11 protein-coding genes are annotated in these 17,569 nt (G+C 72.8%); 8 read left to right on the plus strand and 3 right to left on the minus strand.

All coding sequences use genetic code 11. From position 1 onward, the window contains the following. Window positions 1-296 precede the first annotated feature (296 nt). Entirely contained in the window at window positions 297-2,198 is a 1,902-nt protein-coding gene (locus ABME01_RS02685; RefSeq protein WP_436407385.1) for an ABC transporter ATP-binding protein, read from the plus strand. Continuing rightward, a complete protein-coding gene (locus tag ABME01_RS02690) occupies window positions 2,195-4,003 on the plus strand; it encodes an ABC transporter ATP-binding protein (RefSeq protein WP_353826806.1) in 1,809 nt (602 codons plus the stop codon). The genes ABME01_RS02685 and ABME01_RS02690 overlap by 4 nt, the downstream gene beginning before the upstream one ends. 68 nt (window positions 4,004-4,071) lie before the next feature. Here the strand turns inward: ABME01_RS02690 and ABME01_RS02695 are convergent, their stop codons facing one another. Continuing rightward, a complete protein-coding gene (locus ABME01_RS02695) occupies window positions 4,072-7,698 on the minus strand; it encodes a DUF3376 domain-containing protein (RefSeq protein WP_353826807.1) in 3,627 nt (1,208 codons plus the stop codon). A gap of 210 nt (window positions 7,699-7,908) precedes the next feature. Between ABME01_RS02695 and ABME01_RS02700 the strand changes: the two genes are divergently transcribed. Beyond that, window positions 7,909-8,580, plus strand: coding sequence for a response regulator (locus ABME01_RS02700; RefSeq protein WP_353826808.1), 672 nt, complete (start codon window positions 7,909-7,911; stop codon window positions 8,578-8,580). A gap of 10 nt (window positions 8,581-8,590) precedes the next feature. After that, complete coding sequence (locus tag ABME01_RS02705; RefSeq protein ID WP_353826809.1) at window positions 8,591-10,513, plus strand: sensor histidine kinase; 1,923 nt, start codon at window positions 8,591-8,593, stop codon at window positions 10,511-10,513. A 43-nt stretch (window positions 10,514-10,556) separates the two neighbouring features. Here the strand turns inward: ABME01_RS02705 and ABME01_RS02710 are convergent, their stop codons facing one another. Together ABME01_RS02710 and ABME01_RS02715 are read right to left on the minus strand one after the other, a co-directional pair. After that, window positions 10,557-10,871: an MGMT family protein gene (locus tag ABME01_RS02710; RefSeq protein WP_353826810.1), complete on the minus strand. Its 315-nt coding sequence runs from the start codon at window positions 10,869-10,871 to the stop codon at window positions 10,557-10,559. 22 nt (window positions 10,872-10,893) lie between these two features. Further along, entirely contained in the window at window positions 10,894-11,352 is a 459-nt protein-coding gene (locus ABME01_RS02715; RefSeq protein WP_353826811.1) for a GNAT family N-acetyltransferase, read from the minus strand. 215 nt (window positions 11,353-11,567) lie between these two features. Between ABME01_RS02715 and ABME01_RS02720 the strand changes: the two genes are divergently transcribed. From ABME01_RS02720 to ABME01_RS02735, 4 genes are all read left to right on the plus strand, one after another. Continuing rightward, a complete protein-coding gene (locus tag ABME01_RS02720; protein ID WP_353826812.1) occupies window positions 11,568-12,785 on the plus strand; it encodes an NADP-dependent isocitrate dehydrogenase in 1,218 nt (405 codons plus the stop codon). Between the two features lie 118 nt (window positions 12,786-12,903). Beyond that, window positions 12,904-14,805 carry a heavy metal translocating P-type ATPase gene (locus ABME01_RS02725; protein WP_353826813.1) on the plus strand — a complete coding sequence of 634 codons (1,902 nt, stop codon included), beginning with the start codon at window positions 12,904-12,906 and terminating at the stop codon, window positions 14,803-14,805. A gap of 278 nt (window positions 14,806-15,083) precedes the next feature. Then, window positions 15,084-16,229 (plus strand): ROK family transcriptional regulator, encoded by a 1,146-nt coding sequence (locus tag ABME01_RS02730; RefSeq protein ID WP_353826869.1) that lies wholly within the window; start codon window positions 15,084-15,086, stop codon window positions 16,227-16,229. Between the two features lie 69 nt (window positions 16,230-16,298). Continuing rightward, window positions 16,299-17,567, plus strand: coding sequence for an extracellular solute-binding protein (locus ABME01_RS02735; RefSeq protein ID WP_353826814.1), 1,269 nt, complete (start codon window positions 16,299-16,301; stop codon window positions 17,565-17,567). Window positions 17,568-17,569 lie beyond the last annotated feature (2 nt).

The following is a 17,569-nucleotide window of genomic DNA, read 5'->3' on the forward strand; positions in this document are numbered from 1 at the left end:
CGCTGGGGACCCATCCGACGGCCATGAGTTCGTGATCGCGACGCAGGAGGACGACATGAAGTACACCGGCATTCCCGCCCGCTCGGTCGCGGCGTTCGGTGCATTCGTCCCGACGCCTGCCCTCCCCGTCACGGTCGCCGGGCACTAGCTCCGACACCGTCCGCCGGCGGGAGCCGGCCGTTTCCGCGGAGCTCCGCGCTCCGCCGTCCGCGCGCGATCCTGCGCGCCGCACTCGTGAGTCCGCTCGACGACGTCGCCCCGACGCGACCGCTCGCGCATTCCCGGAAGGACCCGGCGTGACCGCCACCGATCCCACCCTCCACCCTCCCCGCGCGCCGCGCGCGGGGACCGTCCGCGCGCTCGCGCGCCTGCGCACCTACATCGGACGGGCGATGATCGCCATCGTCGCGAGCACGATCGCCTACCTCGTGGCGCAGTTGATCGCCCTGACCATCCCGCAGGTGCTGCAGTCGATCGTCGACGGCCCGCTCGCGGACGGCGATCGCGCCGCAGTCCTGCCGCTCGCCCTCCTGGTGCTCGCCCTCGGCACGGCCGAGGCGGCGATGTTCGCCGTGCGCCGCTGGCTCGTGATCGGGCCGACGACGCGCGTCGAGGCCCGCATGCGCGATGCGCTCTACGCGAAGCTGCAGGACCTGCCGGTGAGCTTCCACGACCGCTGGCCGAGCGGCCAGCTGCTCTCCCGCGCCGTGAGCGACCTCGGCCTCATCCGTCGCTGGCTCGCCTTCGGGTTCGTGCTGCTCGTCGGCAACCTGCTGGTCATCGTGGTCGGCGCGATCGTCCTGATCTCGATGAACTGGATGCTCGGCCTGGTCTTCCTGGCCTGCTCGATCCCGCTCTGGATCGTCGGCTACCGGTTCGAGGGCCGCTACTCCGAGGTCTCGCGCCGCAGCCAGGACCAGTCGGGCGACCTCGCGACCGCGGTCGAGGAGTCGGTGCATGGCATCCGCGTGCTGAAGGCCTTCGGCCGGGGCAAGCACGCCCTCAGCTCGTTCCGCGCCCGGGCCGAGCAGCTTCGCACCACCGAGATCGAGAAGGCCCGGCTCGAGTCCGACATCTGGGCGTGGATCCTCGTCGTGCCGGCGGTCGCGCTCGCGATCTGCCTCGTGCTCGGGGTGTGGCTCGCCGCGCGCGGCGAGGTCACCGTCGGCGAGCTCGTCGCGTTCTTCGCGACGGCCGCCGTGCTCATGTGGCCGATCGAGTCGATCGGCTTCCTCCTCGCCTTCACGCTCGACGCGCGGACCGCGACGGACCGGTACTTCGACATCATGGACACCGAGAACGAGGTCACCGACCCGGTGGCGCCGTCCCGCGTCGACCGCCCACGGGGCGAGCTCGCGTTCCGCGACGTCCGGTTCCGCTACCAGGATGCCCCGGCCCGCGAACGCGACCTCCTCGACGGCGTCGACCTCGTGCTCGAGCCCGGCGAGACCATGGCGCTCGTCGGGCTCACCGGGAGCGGCAAGACCACGGTGACCGCGCTGGCCGCACGCCTCTACGACGTGAGCTCGGGGTCGGTGACCCTGGACGGCGTCGACATCCGGGCCCTGACCCGCGACGAGCTGCGCCGCCACGTCGCGATGGCCTTCGAGGACGCGACGCTGTTCTCGGCGTCGGTGCGCGAGAACGTCATGCTCGGACGCCCGGAGCTGGCGGACGGGGCGGCGTCCGACCCGGCCGTGGCCGCGGAGGCCGCACGCGTGCTCGCCGAGGCGCTGCGGATCGCGCAGGCCGACTTCGTCCACGGGCTGCCGGACGGCGTCGAGACGAAGGTCGGCGAGGAGGGGATGAGCCTCTCGGGTGGCCAGCGCCAGCGGCTGGCGCTCGCCCGTGCGGTGGCGGCCGATCCGGCCGTGCTCGTGCTCGACGACCCGCTGTCGGCGCTCGACGTCGCGACCGAGGCGCGCGTGGAAGCCGAACTGCGCACCGTGCTCGCCTCGACCACGGCCCTGATCGTCGCGCACCGGCCGTCGACCGTGATGCTCGCCGATCGCGTGGCGCTCCTCGAGGACGGACGCATCACGGCGGTCGGCACCCACTCGGAGCTCCTCCGCGAGTCCGAGCACTACCGATTCGTCATCTCGAGCCTCGAGGACGAGCAGCGGCGCGCCGATGCGGAGGCGTCGGGCCTGATCGCCGGCGACCTCGCGGCCGACCAGCAGAAGGAGGCGATCCGATGAACACCGTCACGGGAGTGCGCGGCGAGGAGCGCGACGAGTACACCAGGGCGGAGTCCCGCTCGCTCCGCGCGCGGAGCCTGCGGCTGCTCGGCTCGCTGCTGCGGCCGCTGCGCCCGCAGCTGTGGCTCACGATCACGGTCGTCGTGGTCTCCACCGCCGCCCAGGTCGCGGGGCCGGCCGTCATCGCCTTCGGCATCGACCAGGGCCTTCCCGCGCTCATGCGCCAGGACTGGATGCCGATCGGCCTCGCCGGCCTCGCCTACCTCCTGACCGGGACGGTCGGCGCCTTCCTCGTCGCCTGGTACATCCGGCTGTCGGCGCGGATCAGCCAGGCGGTGCTCATCGACCTGCGCACGCGCGTGTTCCTGCACACGCAGAAGCTCTCGCTCGAGTTCCACGAGTCGTACACCTCGGGCCGGATCATCTCGCGCCAGACCAGCGACCTCGATGCGATCCGCGAGCTCATGGACGAGGGCATCAACCAGCTCGTGCTCGGCGTGCTCTACATGACGTTCACGGCGATCGCGCTGCTCTGGCTCGACTGGCAGTCGGGTCTGGTCCTGCTCGCCGCGCTCGTGCCGCTGGTGCTGCTCACGCGGTGGTTCCAGGTGCGCTCGCAGCGCGTGTTCCGCCGGTCGCGCGTCGCGAGCGCCTCGCTGATCGTCCGGTTCGTCGAGACGATGACCGGCATCCGAGCGGTGCAGGCGTTCCGTGCCCAGCGCCGCAACGAGCGCGTCTTCGGCGAACTCGTCGAGGACTACCGGGACGTCAACGCGCGGGCCCTGGGGCTCTTCGCCGTCTACAACCCGGCCCTGTCGTTCATCGGCTACGTCGCGGTCGCGGCGGTGCTGCTGGTCGGCGGATTCCGGGTGGTCGACGGCGCGCTCGAAGTCGGCGTGCTGCTCGCGACCGTGCTGTACACGAAGCGCTTCTTCGACCCGATGGAGGAGCTCGCGATGTTCTACAACTCCTACCAGTCGGCGGCCTCGGCGCTCGAGAAGATCTCGGGGGTCCTCGAGGAGGAGCCGAGCGTGCCCGACCCCGCACACCCCGTCGACCTCTGGACGGCCGAGGGGCGCGTGCGCTTCGAGGGCGTGGAGTTCGCCTACACGCCCGAGCGGATCGTGCTGCCGCGGTTCGACCTCGACGTCCCCGCGGGCCAGACGATCGCGCTCGTGGGGTCCACCGGCGCCGGCAAGTCGACGCTCGCGAAGCTGATCTCGCGGTTCTACGACCCGAGCGACGGCGTCGTGGAACTCGACGGGGTGGACCTCCGCCGGATGCATCCGAAGGACCTGCGCCGCGCGATCGTCATGGTCACGCAGGAGGCGTACCTGTTCTCGGGTTCGGTCGCCGACAACATCGCACTCGGCCGGCCCGACGCGACCCCGGACGAGATCGTGGGGGCGGCGAAGGCGGTCGGCGCCCACGAGTTCATCGAGGGTCTGCCGAACGGCTACGACACCGACGTGAACAAGCGCGGCGGGCGCGTGTCGGCGGGGCAGCGGCAGCTGATCTCGTTCGCGCGCGCCTTCCTGGCCGACCCGGCGGTGCTCATCCTCGACGAGGCGACGAGCTCGCTCGACATCCCGAGCGAGCGGCTCGTGCAGCGGGGCCTGCAGACCCTGCTGGCCGACCGCACCGCGGTGATCATCGCGCACCGTCTCTCCACGGTCGCGATCGCCGACCGGGTGCTCGTCATGGAGCACGGCCGCATCGTCGAGGACGGCACGCCCGAGGAGCTGATCGCGGGCACCGGTCGATTCGCGGCGCTGCACGCCGCGTGGCGCGACTCCCTGGTCTAGCGACCGGATCGACGGGATGCCGTGGGCGCGAGCCCGCGGCATCCCGGGCCGGACGGCGCCCGCCCGCCTCAGTCGAGCGGGGCGCGCTCGACCCGGTCCGCGGTCCCGGGCAGGCGCGTGAGCGCGTCGGGGACCCACCAGAGCACGTTCGCCCAGGCGACCGTGAACGCGCCGGCGGCGATCGCGTCCGCGATGACCGAGGCGACGCCGTCCGTGAGGACGGACGCGACCCACCACGCCCCGAGGCCGGCCGCGGTCGCGGCGAGCGTCACCGTGATCCAGTTCACGAGGTTCACCCGCCGGTGCCAGGCGATGCGGGGACGGCGCCCGCCCTCGAGCGGCGGCGCGTAGACGACCCGGAGCCAGTCGACGGTGAGCGTGACGCCCACGGCGACCGCGCCGGCCGCGAGCACGATCCAGTTCGCCTCGCGCGGCACCTCGAGCCAGGTCGGGAGCGGGTCGCCCGCGATGAGCTCGACGAGCAGCTGCGTGGCCGGAAGGAGCCCGCCGAAGACGGCGAACACCGACATCATCGCGATCGCCCGCGGTTCGCGGCCGGGCACCGGCGCTCGCGTCGCCGTGGTGGCCAGGCGTGCAGCGATCCCGCCGAGCACGACGATCACGCCGAGGCAGAGGAAGAACAGCAGGACGTTGCCCGAGAGGAGCGCGATCGAGAAGGGGACGACCGCGGCGACCGCGACCCAGGCCATGAACCACGCCCGCCGGCTCGCGCGGTCGAGTGCCGCCCGTGCGCGGCTCCGCTCGGGGCCGGCGAGCTCGTCGACGATGGCCGCCCATCGTCGCAGTCGCACGACCACGGCCGCGAGCACCGCGACGATCGCCGCCGCGGCGGACACGCCGGCGACGACGAACCAGCCAGGCGAGCCGAGCTCGACGTCGTCCCACGTGAGCAGCCAGGCGACGGCCGCGACGAAGCCGGACACGAGCGCGAGGCGCGGCGGGTCGAACAGGGTGGGGACGACGACGAGCAGCGGCCGGAGGAGTGCGAGACCCGCCTGCGCGAGCACCGTGGTCACGCGGTTCGTCGGCTGGACGACGACCCGGTCGAGCAGCCGCACCGTCCGGGACGCGATCGAGAACCGGTACGAGGGGGAGAGGTCGAACAGCGTGTCCGTGCCGGCGCGCATGCGCGCCCGGCGCGCGATGGCCTCGCGATCGGCGTCCGCGTCGGTCCCGCCTTCCGCGCCGGACCGCGGGCCGTCGGAGCGGGGCTCCTCCAGCGGGGAGAGGTCGGCGGCGCGCACGGCGGGTTCGTCGGCCTCGGCGAGCACCGCGTCCTGCAGGCGGTGCACGGCGAGGTCGGTGCGGACCCTGCCCGGCGCGAGGGACGTCAGGAACCGGGCGACGCCGGCGGCGCCGTCGAGCCGGCCCCACCACCAGTCGTTCACGCGCCAGTCGCGGGCCAGGAAGCCGAGGAAGTTCCCGAACCCGTATCCGGCGAGCTTGGACGCTCGGTCGAGTGCGGGCGTCGCGGCCGCGGCCTCGAGCACCTCCGCGGCTTCGGCCGGCGCGAGCGCGGGCGAGCGCACGACCCTGCCGAGCGCCGCGTACCAGCGGTCCTCGACGAGCGAGGAGAACTCGCCGGGCGCCGCCGGCGCCTCGTCGACGCTGATCGGCCAGTAGCGCACGTCGGAGAGCGCCGGCGGGATCCCGGCCGAATGGAACAGCGGGGGCAGGTCGCCGGCCGACATCTGGGGCGAGGTCGACAGCGGCCGCCAGGCCGAGGTCTCCCATTCGGGCGTCAGCGTGCGGCGCTTCGAGACCGCATCGCGTTCGACGCCCTTCGCGGTCACGCGGAGCCGCGCCACCGCCTGGTCGAGGGCGAGCCAGTGCTCGCCGGTCCGGAGGCGCCGGCTCGCGGCGACCCAGCGCTCGATCCACGCGTCGAGCTCCTCCGGCCCGGGCTCCCCGCCGCCGGATCGCGCGAACGCGTCGGTCAGTTCGAGCACGCCGGCCGTGAGCTCGTCGCGCCACGCGGTGGCCGCGGTCAGGGCGGCGTACGCGGCCGCGCGCACCTCCGGCAGCACGAGACCGTGCCGCGAGCCCTCCTCCGCGGGCAGCGCCTCGAGCGCCCGCACCCACCCGAGCGTGCAGTTCGCCGCGTCGGCCAGGGCGAGCGGGGAGGCGAGCATCGATCGACGCTCGGCGCTCGTGAGCGCCTGGAAGCGCCTGGATGCGGCATCCGCGAGCCCGGTCAGGCGGATCAGCGGCACGGGCCGGTACCGCCGGCGCGACGGCAGCTCGGTGTGCAGCTGCCAGATCGAGGGGCCCGAGATCGTCTCGGCGAGGTGGTCGGCGAGTTCGACGGCGAGGCCCCGCAGGTAGGCCGTGCGGCGGTCCTCGATCGCCGCCGCGGTCCACGGCACGCTCGCGACGAGGGGCGCGGCGCTGTGGAATCGCGCGGTGGCCACCTGCTGCGCCGCGTTGAACCGCTCGAGCTCGGCGACCTCGCGCGAGACCGACTCGCTGCGGAACTGCCGTTGCAGCATCGCGCCGATCGCGCGGAAGAACCGCGACGCGTCCGGGTCCCATGCGGTGGTCCCGCCGACGGGAGGGTCGGGCTCGGGGTCGAGGAAGATCATCGCGCGGTCGGCGCGGCGGTCGGAGACGCGGGAGCGCGCCGCGCGCAGCGCGCGCTCGATCGGCACGTTGTCGAAGACGGCGCCGTCGACGACCCGGTAGGGCGCGTCGTCCGCTTCCCGGTGCGCGGCGAAGGCGAAGCGCATGCCGGCGGCGGCGGACGTCGTGGGCTCGTCGTCGTCGAGCTCCGATGCGGCGGGTCCCGCGGTCGAGTCCACCAGTGCCGGCTCGAACCCGCCGGGCAGCGACGACGTCGACCTGGCGGCCAGCGCGAGGCGCGAGAGGTTCTCGAGGTCGTCGGCCCGCTCGTCGGGATCGCCGGTGCGGCTCGGGATCCGGTTGTCGAGTCGATGTCTCGCGCTGCCGACGAACCGGAAGTGCCCGCGGCCCTCGTTCGCGTCCTCCTCGAACTCGTCGGCGGCGTCGATCACCGTGGCCGACAGGTCGACCGAGGTGTAGTCGGCGACGAGGTCGGGATGCCGGTCGTCGCTCGCGTAGATCTCGGTGAGGGCCCGGAAGGTCTGCGCGCGGAAGTAGTCCTCGCCCTGCATGAGCGCGAGGATGCGCCGGGCGCCCGGCGGATGCAGCAGCCCCCAGAAGCCGCCCACCCGCCCCCACGTGTGCAGCAGGCGATCGAGTCCCGTGCCCGCGCGCTGGGCGACGGAGTAGACCACCGCGTTCAGGCCGCCCGCGCTGGCCCCGGCGAGCAGGTCGAACTCGACGCGGTCGTACCCGGCGGCGTCGAGCATCTCGGCGTACGCCTGCAGGCGCGCGCGCACGGCGTCGGTGAGCGGCCGCTCGGCCGTCTCGGGCACCAGCGCGAGCGTCTCGTCCCGGTGGTCGACGAGGCGGATGCGGCGGAGCAGGTCGAGCTCGGCGACCGTGCCGCCGATCCACACCGCCAGGCTCACCCCGCCGCGCATCGCGAGCGCGACGCGAAGGGTGCGGTTGAACGACGGCGTCGCGCCGGGGAGCCGGCGCAGCACGTCGGCGACCCGTTCGTCGGCGCCGACGACGACGACTCGGACGGGGCGGCCGGTCGTGGTGACCGGTTCGACGGGGGCGGATGCCACGGGCGATCCGGTTCGGATCATGACGCTCCTCGGGACGACGGCGCGGGCGCGCGCCACGGGACCGCAGGATGCAGGGACGCGGCCTGCGTACAGCGTGGCACGTCCGGCCGACGGAGCGCACGACCGTGTCCCCACAACGGGGCTGCCATGGAGCCGACCGGCGCGATACCCTCACGGTAGGCGGCGCATGGACGTCGGGGGCTGACGCACGCCTTCGATCGGAGGTGCCTGATGGGCGAGCGCACGGAAGACCGGCCGCTGCGGGTGGCCATCGCGGATGACGCGATGCTGCTCCGCGAGGGCATCGCGAAGGTCCTCGAGGACGGCGGGCTGGAGGTCGTCTCCTCGGTGGGCACGGCGGACGAGCTCCTCGCGACCCTCCCGGACGTCGCGCCCGACGTCGCCGTGCTCGACATCCGGATGCCGCCCACGTTCCGCGACGAGGGCATCGTCGCCCTCGAGCGCATCCGGGAGCGCGGCGACGAGATGGGCGTCCTCCTGCTGTCGATGTACGCGACGCCCGAGTACGCGCTCCGGGTCATGGGCGCCGGAAGCGGGACGGGATACCTGCTCAAGGAGCGCGTCTCCGAGCCGCAGACGCTCGTGCGCGCGGTGCAGACCGTGGCCTCCGGCGGATCGGTCGTCGACCCGGAGGTCGTGGAGCAGCTCGTGCAGCGCACGCGCGCCGACGACCCGCTCGCGCGCCTCACCGAGCGCGAGCGATCGGTGCTCGAGCTCATGGCGCAGGGCTACTCGAACGGCGGCATCGCGCAGACGCTGTTCCTCGGGCTGAAGACCGTGGAGACGCACGTGCGCAGCATCCTGCAGAAGCTCGACCTCGAGGAGTCCCCCGAGCATCACCGACGCGTGCTCGCGGTGCTGACGCTCCTCGGCCAGCGGTAGGGGGCGGACCGTGGCGGAGCACGGGTACCGACGCCGCGTGGCCTGGCGCAGCGCGACCATCGCGGGCGTCGTGGCGCTGAGCCTGTTCATGGAGATCTCCGGGTACCTGATGGCGCCCCCGTCGGATCGGCCCGAGATCTCGTACACGACCCTCCACGCGATCGTCCCGCTGGTGTTCGCGGCCTGTGCGGCCGTGGCATGGGCCATCGGCCCGAACCCGATTCCCGCGCGGCTGATGATCCTGTTCGTCGTGCTCTGGATCCCCGAGACGTTCTTCTACTTCGTCGTCGGGCAGTTCGGATGGGTCTGGCCCATCGTGCGCGGCGTGCACCTCGGATGGGCCGTGGTCGCGGGCATCCTCGTGCTCGTGTACCCCCGTGGCTGGCTCGCGGACCGGTTCGACCGGGTCGTGGCCATGATCGCGCTCGCGATCTCGGTGGTCTACCTGGTCGGGACGGTCGCGCTCGCGGGGCCGGAGTCGATCCCCGAGTGCGTGTGCGCGCCGAACCCCTACCGGATCGCAGAGGCCCCGGACCTGCTGCGCACGATCGACGTGGGCTACCGCGCGGTCGGCGCAGGGCTGATGGTGCTGATCGCCATCCGACTGCTCGTGCGCTGGGTGCGCGGCAGCGTCCCGGCGCGGGCGGTGGCGTTCGTGATGCCCATCGCGCTGATCTCGTGGGCGTCGATGGCCGTCGTGCAGGCGGCCGCGTACGCCGCGTCGACGACGCCCGGGCAGGTGCTCCGCACGGTCGCGCTGATCGCGATGGCCGCGGTGCCGGTGAGCTTCGTGGCCGGCCTCGCGCACGTGCGCAACATGCGCGCCAGGGTCGCCGACCTGATGAAGGTCACCCGTGAGGGCGCGGATCGCGGCCTCTGGGCGGAGTCGCTCGCCCGGGCGCTCCGCGACGACAGCGTGCGCGTGTACTGGTGGGAGGAGGATCGCGGCCGGTACGTGGACGCCTCGGGCCAGCCGATGGACTCCGCGGACGCGGGCCGCGGGCACAGCATCCTGCCCGTGGCCTCGCCGACCGGGCTGCCGATCGCGCTGATCGTGCACGACCGGGCGCTCACCGACAACATGCGGCTGCTCGACGGGGTGTCGAGCGCGCTCCGGCTCTCCGTCGACAACGGCAGGCTCCGCTCCGATCTCGAGCGCACCCTCGACCAGGTCCGGCAGTCCCGCCAGCGCATCGTCGAGGCGGGGGACGAGGCGCGCCGTCGCATCGAGCGCGACCTGCACGACGGCGCCCAGCAGCAGCTCGTCTCGCTCGGAATGAACCTGCGCCTCGCGGCGAACACGGCGCGGCAACAGGGGCAGGAGGACCTGGCCGCCGAGCTGGAGCGCTCGATCGGCACGCTGAACGAGGGGCTGAAGGAGCTGCGCGAGCTCGCGCACGGCATCCACCCGACCCTGCTCTCGCAGGGCGGGCTCGCGCTCGCGATCCCCGAGCTGGCCGGGCGCTGCCCGGTCCCCGTCGACGTCGGGGTGCAGGCCGAGGGCCGGCTCCCGGAGCTGATCGAGTCCACCGCCTACTTCGCGGTCGCCGAGACGCTCGCGAACGTCGCGAAGCACTCGCAGGCGACCCGGGCCTGGGTGCGCGCATACGTCGAGGGGGACGACCTCGTGCTCGTGGTGCGCGACAACGGCGTCGGCGGCGCCTCGCTTGATCGGGGCACGGGCATGCTCGGCATCGTCGACCGCGTCGACGCCGTCGGCGGGTCGATCGAGCTCACGAGCCCGCGCGGCGCGGGGACCACCGTGACCGTGCGGATGCCGGCCGCGCTGGAGGCGTCGACGGACCTGCCGGGGTCGGGAGCGGGCCTGCTCGTGGCCGCGGGGCCGGAGGCGGCGGCACCCGACGCGGTCACGGAGCCCGGGCCGACTCGTGCGGTGGCGCCGGGGGTCATCGGATCTCCGGTCGAGCATTGACGGCGCGCTCGGTCCGTGGTCGAGCCACCGTGCTCGGAGCGGGTCAGGGCCGGAAGCGACAGGCCGCGAGCTCGATCCGGTAGCCGTCCTCGTCGTCGACGGGACGCAGCGGCACGCCCTCGGACTCGTAGTGGGCTCGCGCGGCCTCGGCGTGCCCTGCGGGCGGCCTCCCGCCGGCGCGCACGACGCGCCACCACGGCACGCCGCCGCCGTACCTGGCCATCACCCCGCCGACCGCGCGGGCGCCGCGCGACCCGAGCACCGCGGCGACGTCGCCGTAGGTCATGACGCTGCCCGGCGGGATGTCGGCGACGACGGCGAGCACCGCCTCGACGAAGCCGCCGGTCGGTCGCGACATCCGCTGGTGCCGGTCCTGGTCGCTAGCTCGTGAGCTCGAGCGCCCCGATGACGTCGCCGTACTGGGTCTCGCCGATGTCGCGGAAGCCGATGCGGTGGAAGAACTCGCCGGGGCCGCCCTCGCCCGGCTCCCAGAGCACGGTGATGCGGTCGAAGCCGCGGCGCTCGGCCTCCTCGGCCAGCGCGTGCGCGAGGAACCGGCCGACGCCCTTGCCCTGCGCCTCGGCGTCGACGTTGATGCGCCAGATGCAGGCCCGGAACTCCTCGTGCTCGTTCTCGGGGTCGAAGTTGCCGTGGATGAAGCCGACCACTCGGTCGTCGCTGAGCGCGACGCGCTGCCACGCGGTGGCCGGGTTCACGACCGTGGACTCGGCCGCGTAGGTGACCGGTGCGATGAACTGCTCCTGGCCGGGCTTCAGCGACAGGGTGTTCGCGGCGACGATGTTCGTCGCGTTCAGTTCTTCGAGTCGCAGATCAGCCATGCACGGCAGCCTAACCGGAGGAGGTGGAGCGCGGGTAACCCCATGCATCCGGATGCGCTCGGGTCGCGCCGCGCGGCGACGCCGATCACGCGGGGCCGATCTCTCGATGTCGAGATATTCCGGGGACGCGGTAAGCTGGTCGACGGCGTGTTCGGACACCCCCGAGACTTCCTCGCTTCCCAAGCAATCCCACGAGATCCCAAGGAGACCGCCCCTTGTCGAAGATCAAGGTCGAAGGCACCGTCGTCGAACTCGACGGCGACGAGATGACTCGCATCATCTGGCAGGCCATCAAGGACCAGCTCATCCACCCGTACCTCGACGTCAACCTCGAGTACTACGACCTCTCCATCCAGAAGCGCGACGAGACCGACGACCAGATCACGGTCGACGCGGCGAACGCGATCAAGCAGCACGGCGTCGGCGTCAAGTGCGCGACGATCACCCCCGACGAGGCGCGCGTCGAGGAGTTCGGCCTGAAGAAGATGTGGCGCTCGCCCAACGGCACCATCCGCAACATCCTCGGCGGGGTCATCTTCCGCGAGCCGATCATCATCTCGAACATCCCGCGACTCGTGCCCGGCTGGAACAAGCCGATCATCGTCGGTCGCCACGCCTTCGGCGACCAGTACCGCGCCACCGACTTCAAGTTCGACGGCCCCGGCACGCTCACGATGACCTTCACGCCGCAGGACGGCTCCGAGCCGCAGCAGTTCGAGGTCTTCCAGGCCCCGGGCTCGGGCATCGCGATGGGCATGTACAACCTCGACGCGTCGATCCGCGACTTCGCCCGCGCGTCGCTGAACTACGGCCTCGACCGCAACTACCCGGTCTACCTCTCGACGAAGAACACGATCCTGAAGGCCTACGACGGTCGCTTCAAGGACATCTTCCAGGAGGTCTTCGACACCGAGTTCAAGGAGAAGTTCGACGCCGCCGGCATCACCTACGAGCACCGCCTCATCGACGACATGGTCGCGGCGTCGCTCAAGTGGGAGGGCGGCTACGTCTGGGCCTGCAAGAACTACGACGGCGACGTCCAGTCCGACACCGTCGCGCAGGGCTTCGGCTCGCTCGGCCTCATGACCTCGGTGCTCACGACGCCCGACGGCAGCATCGTCGAGGCCGAGGCGGCGCACGGCACGGTCACGCGCCACTACCGCCAGCACCAGCAGGGCAAGCCCACCTCGACCAACCCGATCGCTTCGATCTTCGCCTGGACGCGCGGCCTCGCGCACCGCGGCAAGCTCGACGGCAACCAGGAGCTGATCGACTTCTCGCACACGCTCGAGGACGTCATCATCACGACCGTCGAGTCGGGCGCGATGACCAAGGACCTCGCACTCCTCGTCGGTCCCGAGCAGGAGTGGCAGACGACCGAGCAGTTCCTCGACACGATCGACGCGAACCTCAAGGCGCGCCTCGGCGCCTGAGCCGCGCGCTCGCAGCGGGCCCTGACCCGCGGTCCTCGAAGGGCCGGATGCCTCGAGCATCCGGCCCTTCGCCGTCTCCGCTCGGTCGGCGTCCGCCCCTATCGGCGAGGATGGAGGCATGGCCCGCGGCATCCGTCTCATCCGGCGCTACCCGGTCGTCGCGCTCACGCTCGCGATCGGCCTCGCGGGCATCGTGCTGGGCCTGGCCGGGCTGGGCTGGCTCGTCGCCTGGATGTTCAGCGGGTACGCGCTCGCGATCGCCGCGTGGCAGGCGATCGGCATGGTGCGCGACATCCTGCGCGGGCACTGGGGACTCGACATCCTCGCGGTCACGGCCATCGTCGCGACGGTCGCGGTGGGGGAGTACGTCGCCGCCCTCATCGTCGTGCTCATGCTCACCGGCGGCGAGGCCCTCGAGGACTACGCGAACCGCCGCGCCAAGCGCGAGCTCGACGCCCTCCTGACCCGGGCGCCGCAGCACGCGCACCGCGTCGTGGACGACCACTTCGTGGACGTGCCGGTCGACGAGGTCCGGCCCGGCGACGTGCTGCTCGTGCGGCCGAGCGAGATCGTCCCGGTCGATGCGGCGCTCCGCTCCGACGAGGCCTCGGTCGACGAGTCGTCGATCACGGGCGAGAGCGTGCCCGTGGACAAGCGGGCCGGCGACCAGCTGCTCTCGGGGTCGGTGAACGGTCCCGCCGCCGTCGAGGTCACCGCCACGGCGCGCGCGGCCGACAGCCAGTACCAGCAGATCGTCGCGCTCGTGGCGGAGGCCGCCGCGAGCAAGGCGCCCGTGGTCCGGCTCGCCGACCGGTACGCCGTGCCGTTCACGGTCTTCTCGCTGCTGCTCGCCGGCATCGCCTGGTGGGTGTCGGGCGATCCCGTGCGCTTCGCCGAGGTGCTCGTGCTCGCGACGCCCTGTCCGCTGCTCATCGCGGCGCCGGTCGCCTTCATCGGCGGCATGAGCCGGGCCGCGCGCAACGGCGTGATCGTCAAGGGCGGCGGGGTGCTCGAGCAGCTGGCGCGCGCCCGTACGGCGGTGTTCGACAAGACCGGCACGCTGACCCACGGTTCGCCCGAGCTCGTGGCGGTGCGGCCGGAGGCGGGATTCGGCGAGGACGAGCTGCTCGGACTCGTCGCCTCGGCCGAGCAGTACTCGTCGCACGTGCTCGCGGCATCGATGATCGATGCCGCGGGCGACCGCGGCATCCCGCTGGCCGAGGCGAGCACTGCCCGCGAGGCCGCGACGAACGGCGTCGTCGCCCGCATCGACGGGCGCGAGGTCGTCGTCGGCAAGTTCGCGTTCGTGGCCGAGCACGCGCCTGCCGCCCGTCGCACCGGGATCGACCCCGGTGAGCTCGCGATCTACGTCGCCGTCGACGGTGCGTACGCCGGTGCGCTGCTCGCCCGCGACCGGCTGCGCGACGATGCGGCGGCGACGCTCGCCCGGCTCGACGAGCTCGGCGTGCACCACACCATGATGCTCACCGGCGACGCGCAGGCCACCGCCGACCACATCGCGGCCGAGCTGGGCATCGAGCGCGTCCGCGCCGAGTGCCTGCCCGCGGACAAGGTGCACGAGGTGGCCGAGGTCGCCGAGCGGCCGGTGATCATGGTCGGCGACGGCGTGAACGACGCGCCGGTGCTCGCGGCGGCCGATGTCGGCATCGCCATGGGGGCGCGGGGTGCGACGGCGGCGAGCGAGTCGGCGGGGGCGGTGATCCTCGTCGACGACATCTCGCGGACCGCGAAGGCGGTCGAGATCGGCCGCGACACCGTGCGGATCGCGCTCCAGTCGATCTGGCTCGGCATCATCGTGAGCGTCGGGCTCATGCTCGTCGCGGCCTTCGGCCTCATCCCCGCGACCGCGGGCGCCCTGCTGCAGGAGGTCGTGGACCTCGCGACGATCCTGGCTGCGCTCCGCGCGATCGGCGGGCGTCGTGATGCGCGCGCGCCCGGACCCGGTGGGGCGGCCGGCGTGAAGGCGGGCGCGGCATCGTCGGGGGCGGCGCGGCGCTGAACCGCGGCCGACGCGGCCCGGACACGCGGCCCGGACGTCCGGCCCGGTCGTCGTCCGGCGCCCCCGCGCGCCCGAACGCGGAAGGTCACGGGTTTGTAAAGAACATGAACGAATTTCATCCGAAGGGTTGCGCGAGGGTTTGTTCGTAAGGTGTACTAACAAACGTGACGGCAACGGATGCAGCACCAGGTCAGGGTCCCGCACCCACCGCGAACGGCCACGGCCGCTCGGCGAACGGGGGCGCGGCCGGCAACGGCGAGACGCTCGCCGCCGCCGCGATCGCCGACCCGCTCTTCGCGGGACGAGCCCTGCGCACGTCGGCGAAGGTGCTCCCCGAGCACGCGCGCCGGAACAACCGCTCGCTCGTCCTCCAGACGCTCTACACCCTCGGCCCCCAGAGCCGCGCCGACGTCGCGCGCCAGACCGGCCTCACCCGGGTCACCGTCTCCGACCTCGTCGCCGAGCTGATCGGCGAGGGCCTGGTCCGCGAGCTCGGCCAGCGCGAGGACGCGCGGCCCGGCAAGCCCGCCACGCTCATCGACGTCGACCGCGGCGGGCACCACGTCGTCGCGCTCGACCTCTCCGAGCACACGCGCTTCCGCGGCGCCGTCCTCGACCTCGACGGAGCCGTCGTCGCCCGCGCCGAGGTGGCCCTCGACGGTGCGACCGGCGAACGCGCCGTCGACCTGGTGGTCGAACTCCTCGACGGCCTGCTCGCGCTCACGACCGCCCAGGTGCTCGGCATCGGCGTCGGCTCGCCGGGCGTCGTCGAGCCCAACGGCGTCGTCCGCTCCGCTCCGAACCTCGGATGGATCGACCTGCCGCTGCAGGACCGCCTGCACGAGCTCTTCCACCTGCCGGTGCACGTCGCGAACGACGCGAACGTCGCCGTGCTCGCCGAGCACGCCGGTGCACCCGGCGACCTCGTGCTCGTGAAGGTCGGCCACGGCGTCGGCGCCGGCGTCATCGTCGGCGGCCGGCCGGTGCTCGGCGCGGGCAGCGCCGCCGGCGAGATCGGCCACGTCGTCGTCGGCACCGACGGCGGCCCGCACTGCGCGTGCGGCAAGGACGGATGCCTCGAGGCCTGGCTCGCCGTGCCCCGACTCACCGCCGAGCTCGAGCGGCTCGACCAGGCGGGCGCCCCGGCATCCGCTCGTGAAGAGACCCTGCGGGAAGCGGGCCGGCGCCTCGGCATCGTGCTCGCCCCCGTCGTCGGTGCGCTGAACCTCTCCGAGGTCGTGCTCAGCGGACCGACGGAACTGCTTGACGGCCCGCTGCTCCAGGCGACCGTCGAGACGGTCCGGAACCGGACGATGACGGAACACCACCGGGAACTGAGGCTCCGGATGACCGCGCATGGGCAGGACATCGTCCTGCGCGGGGCGGCCGTCATGGTCCTCTCCGGCCAACTCGGGGTCTCCTAGGCCCCACCCCCTGCACCACGGGTGGCAGCGCCCCGCTCCCACCTTCCCCCTACGAAAGGAAACCACGCAATGAGGAACCTCGGCATCGTGGCGCTCGGCGCCGCGGCGGCGCTGACCCTCGCCGGGTGCGCGACCAGCGGAGGCGACGCTGCCTCCAGCGACGAGAACGCGGAGATCCGCGTCTGGCTGGTCGGCACCGACACCCCCGACGCGGCCCGCGAGCTGCTCGTCGAGACCTTCGAGGAGGAGCACCCCGGCTCCACGCTCGTCATCGAGGAGCAGTCCTGGGACGGACTCGTCGACCGCCTGACCACGAGCCTCTCGGGCTCCGACAGCCCCGACATCGTCGAGGTCGGCAACACCCAGGCCTCGGCGTTCACCTCGGCCGGCGCGTTCATGGACCTCACCGACCACTACGACGAGCTCGGCGGCGACGACCTGCTCCCCGGCTTCGTCGAGGCCGGCTCGTACGACGAGAAGTTCTACGCCGCGCCGCTCTACTCGGGCTCGCGCCTCGTCTTCTACAAGAAGGACGCGCTCGCCGCGTCCGGCCTCGATGTGCCCGCCACGCTCGACGAGTACGTGGACCAGGGCGTCCAGCTCGCCGCCGACAACGACGGCGCCTCGGGCATCTGGTGGCCCGGCCAGGACTGGTACAACGCCCTGCCCTACATCTGGGAGAACGGCGGCGAGGTCGCCGTGCCGGACGGTGAGAACTGGGACGCGCAGCTCTCCAGCCCCGAGTCGATCGCCGGCCTCGAGCAGGTCCAGCAGGTCATGACCGAGGCGTCGCGCGCGCCGAAGGACGGCAACGAGACGAACCCGCAGGTCGGCTTCTGCGACGGCACCACGCTGCAGCTGTCGGCCCCGAGCTGGGTCAAGTGGTCGATCCTCGCCCCCGAGGACGCCGAGACCCCCGGCTGCCCCGACCAGGAGGAGAACCTCGGCGTCTACGCGCTGCCGGGCAAGGACGGCGGCGCCGCGCAGGTCTTCGCCGGCGGCTCGAACATCGCCGTCTCGGCGAAGTCGGCCCACCCCGAGCTCGCCCTCGACGCCCTGAAGATCATCCTCTCGGACGAGTTCCAGACCGTGTACGGCGAGAACGGCCTCGTCCCGGCGAAGCTCTCGCTCGCCGACACCCTCGGCACCGACGAGGTCGCGCAGGCGATCTCCTCGGCCGCCGGCAACGCCAAGCTCACCCCGGCGTCTCCGAAGTGGGCGGACGTCGAGGCCGCGGGCATCCTGCAGGACCTCTTCGTCAACATCGCGCAGGGCGGCGACGTCGCGTCGCTCGCCGCCGAGGCGGACCAGCAGATCGAGGACATCCTCAACGGCTAGTC

The sequence above is a fragment of the Agromyces litoreus genome (genome assembly GCF_040496015.1).
In the GTDB taxonomy this organism is placed as follows: domain Bacteria; phylum Actinomycetota; class Actinomycetes; order Actinomycetales; family Microbacteriaceae; genus Agromyces; species Agromyces litoreus.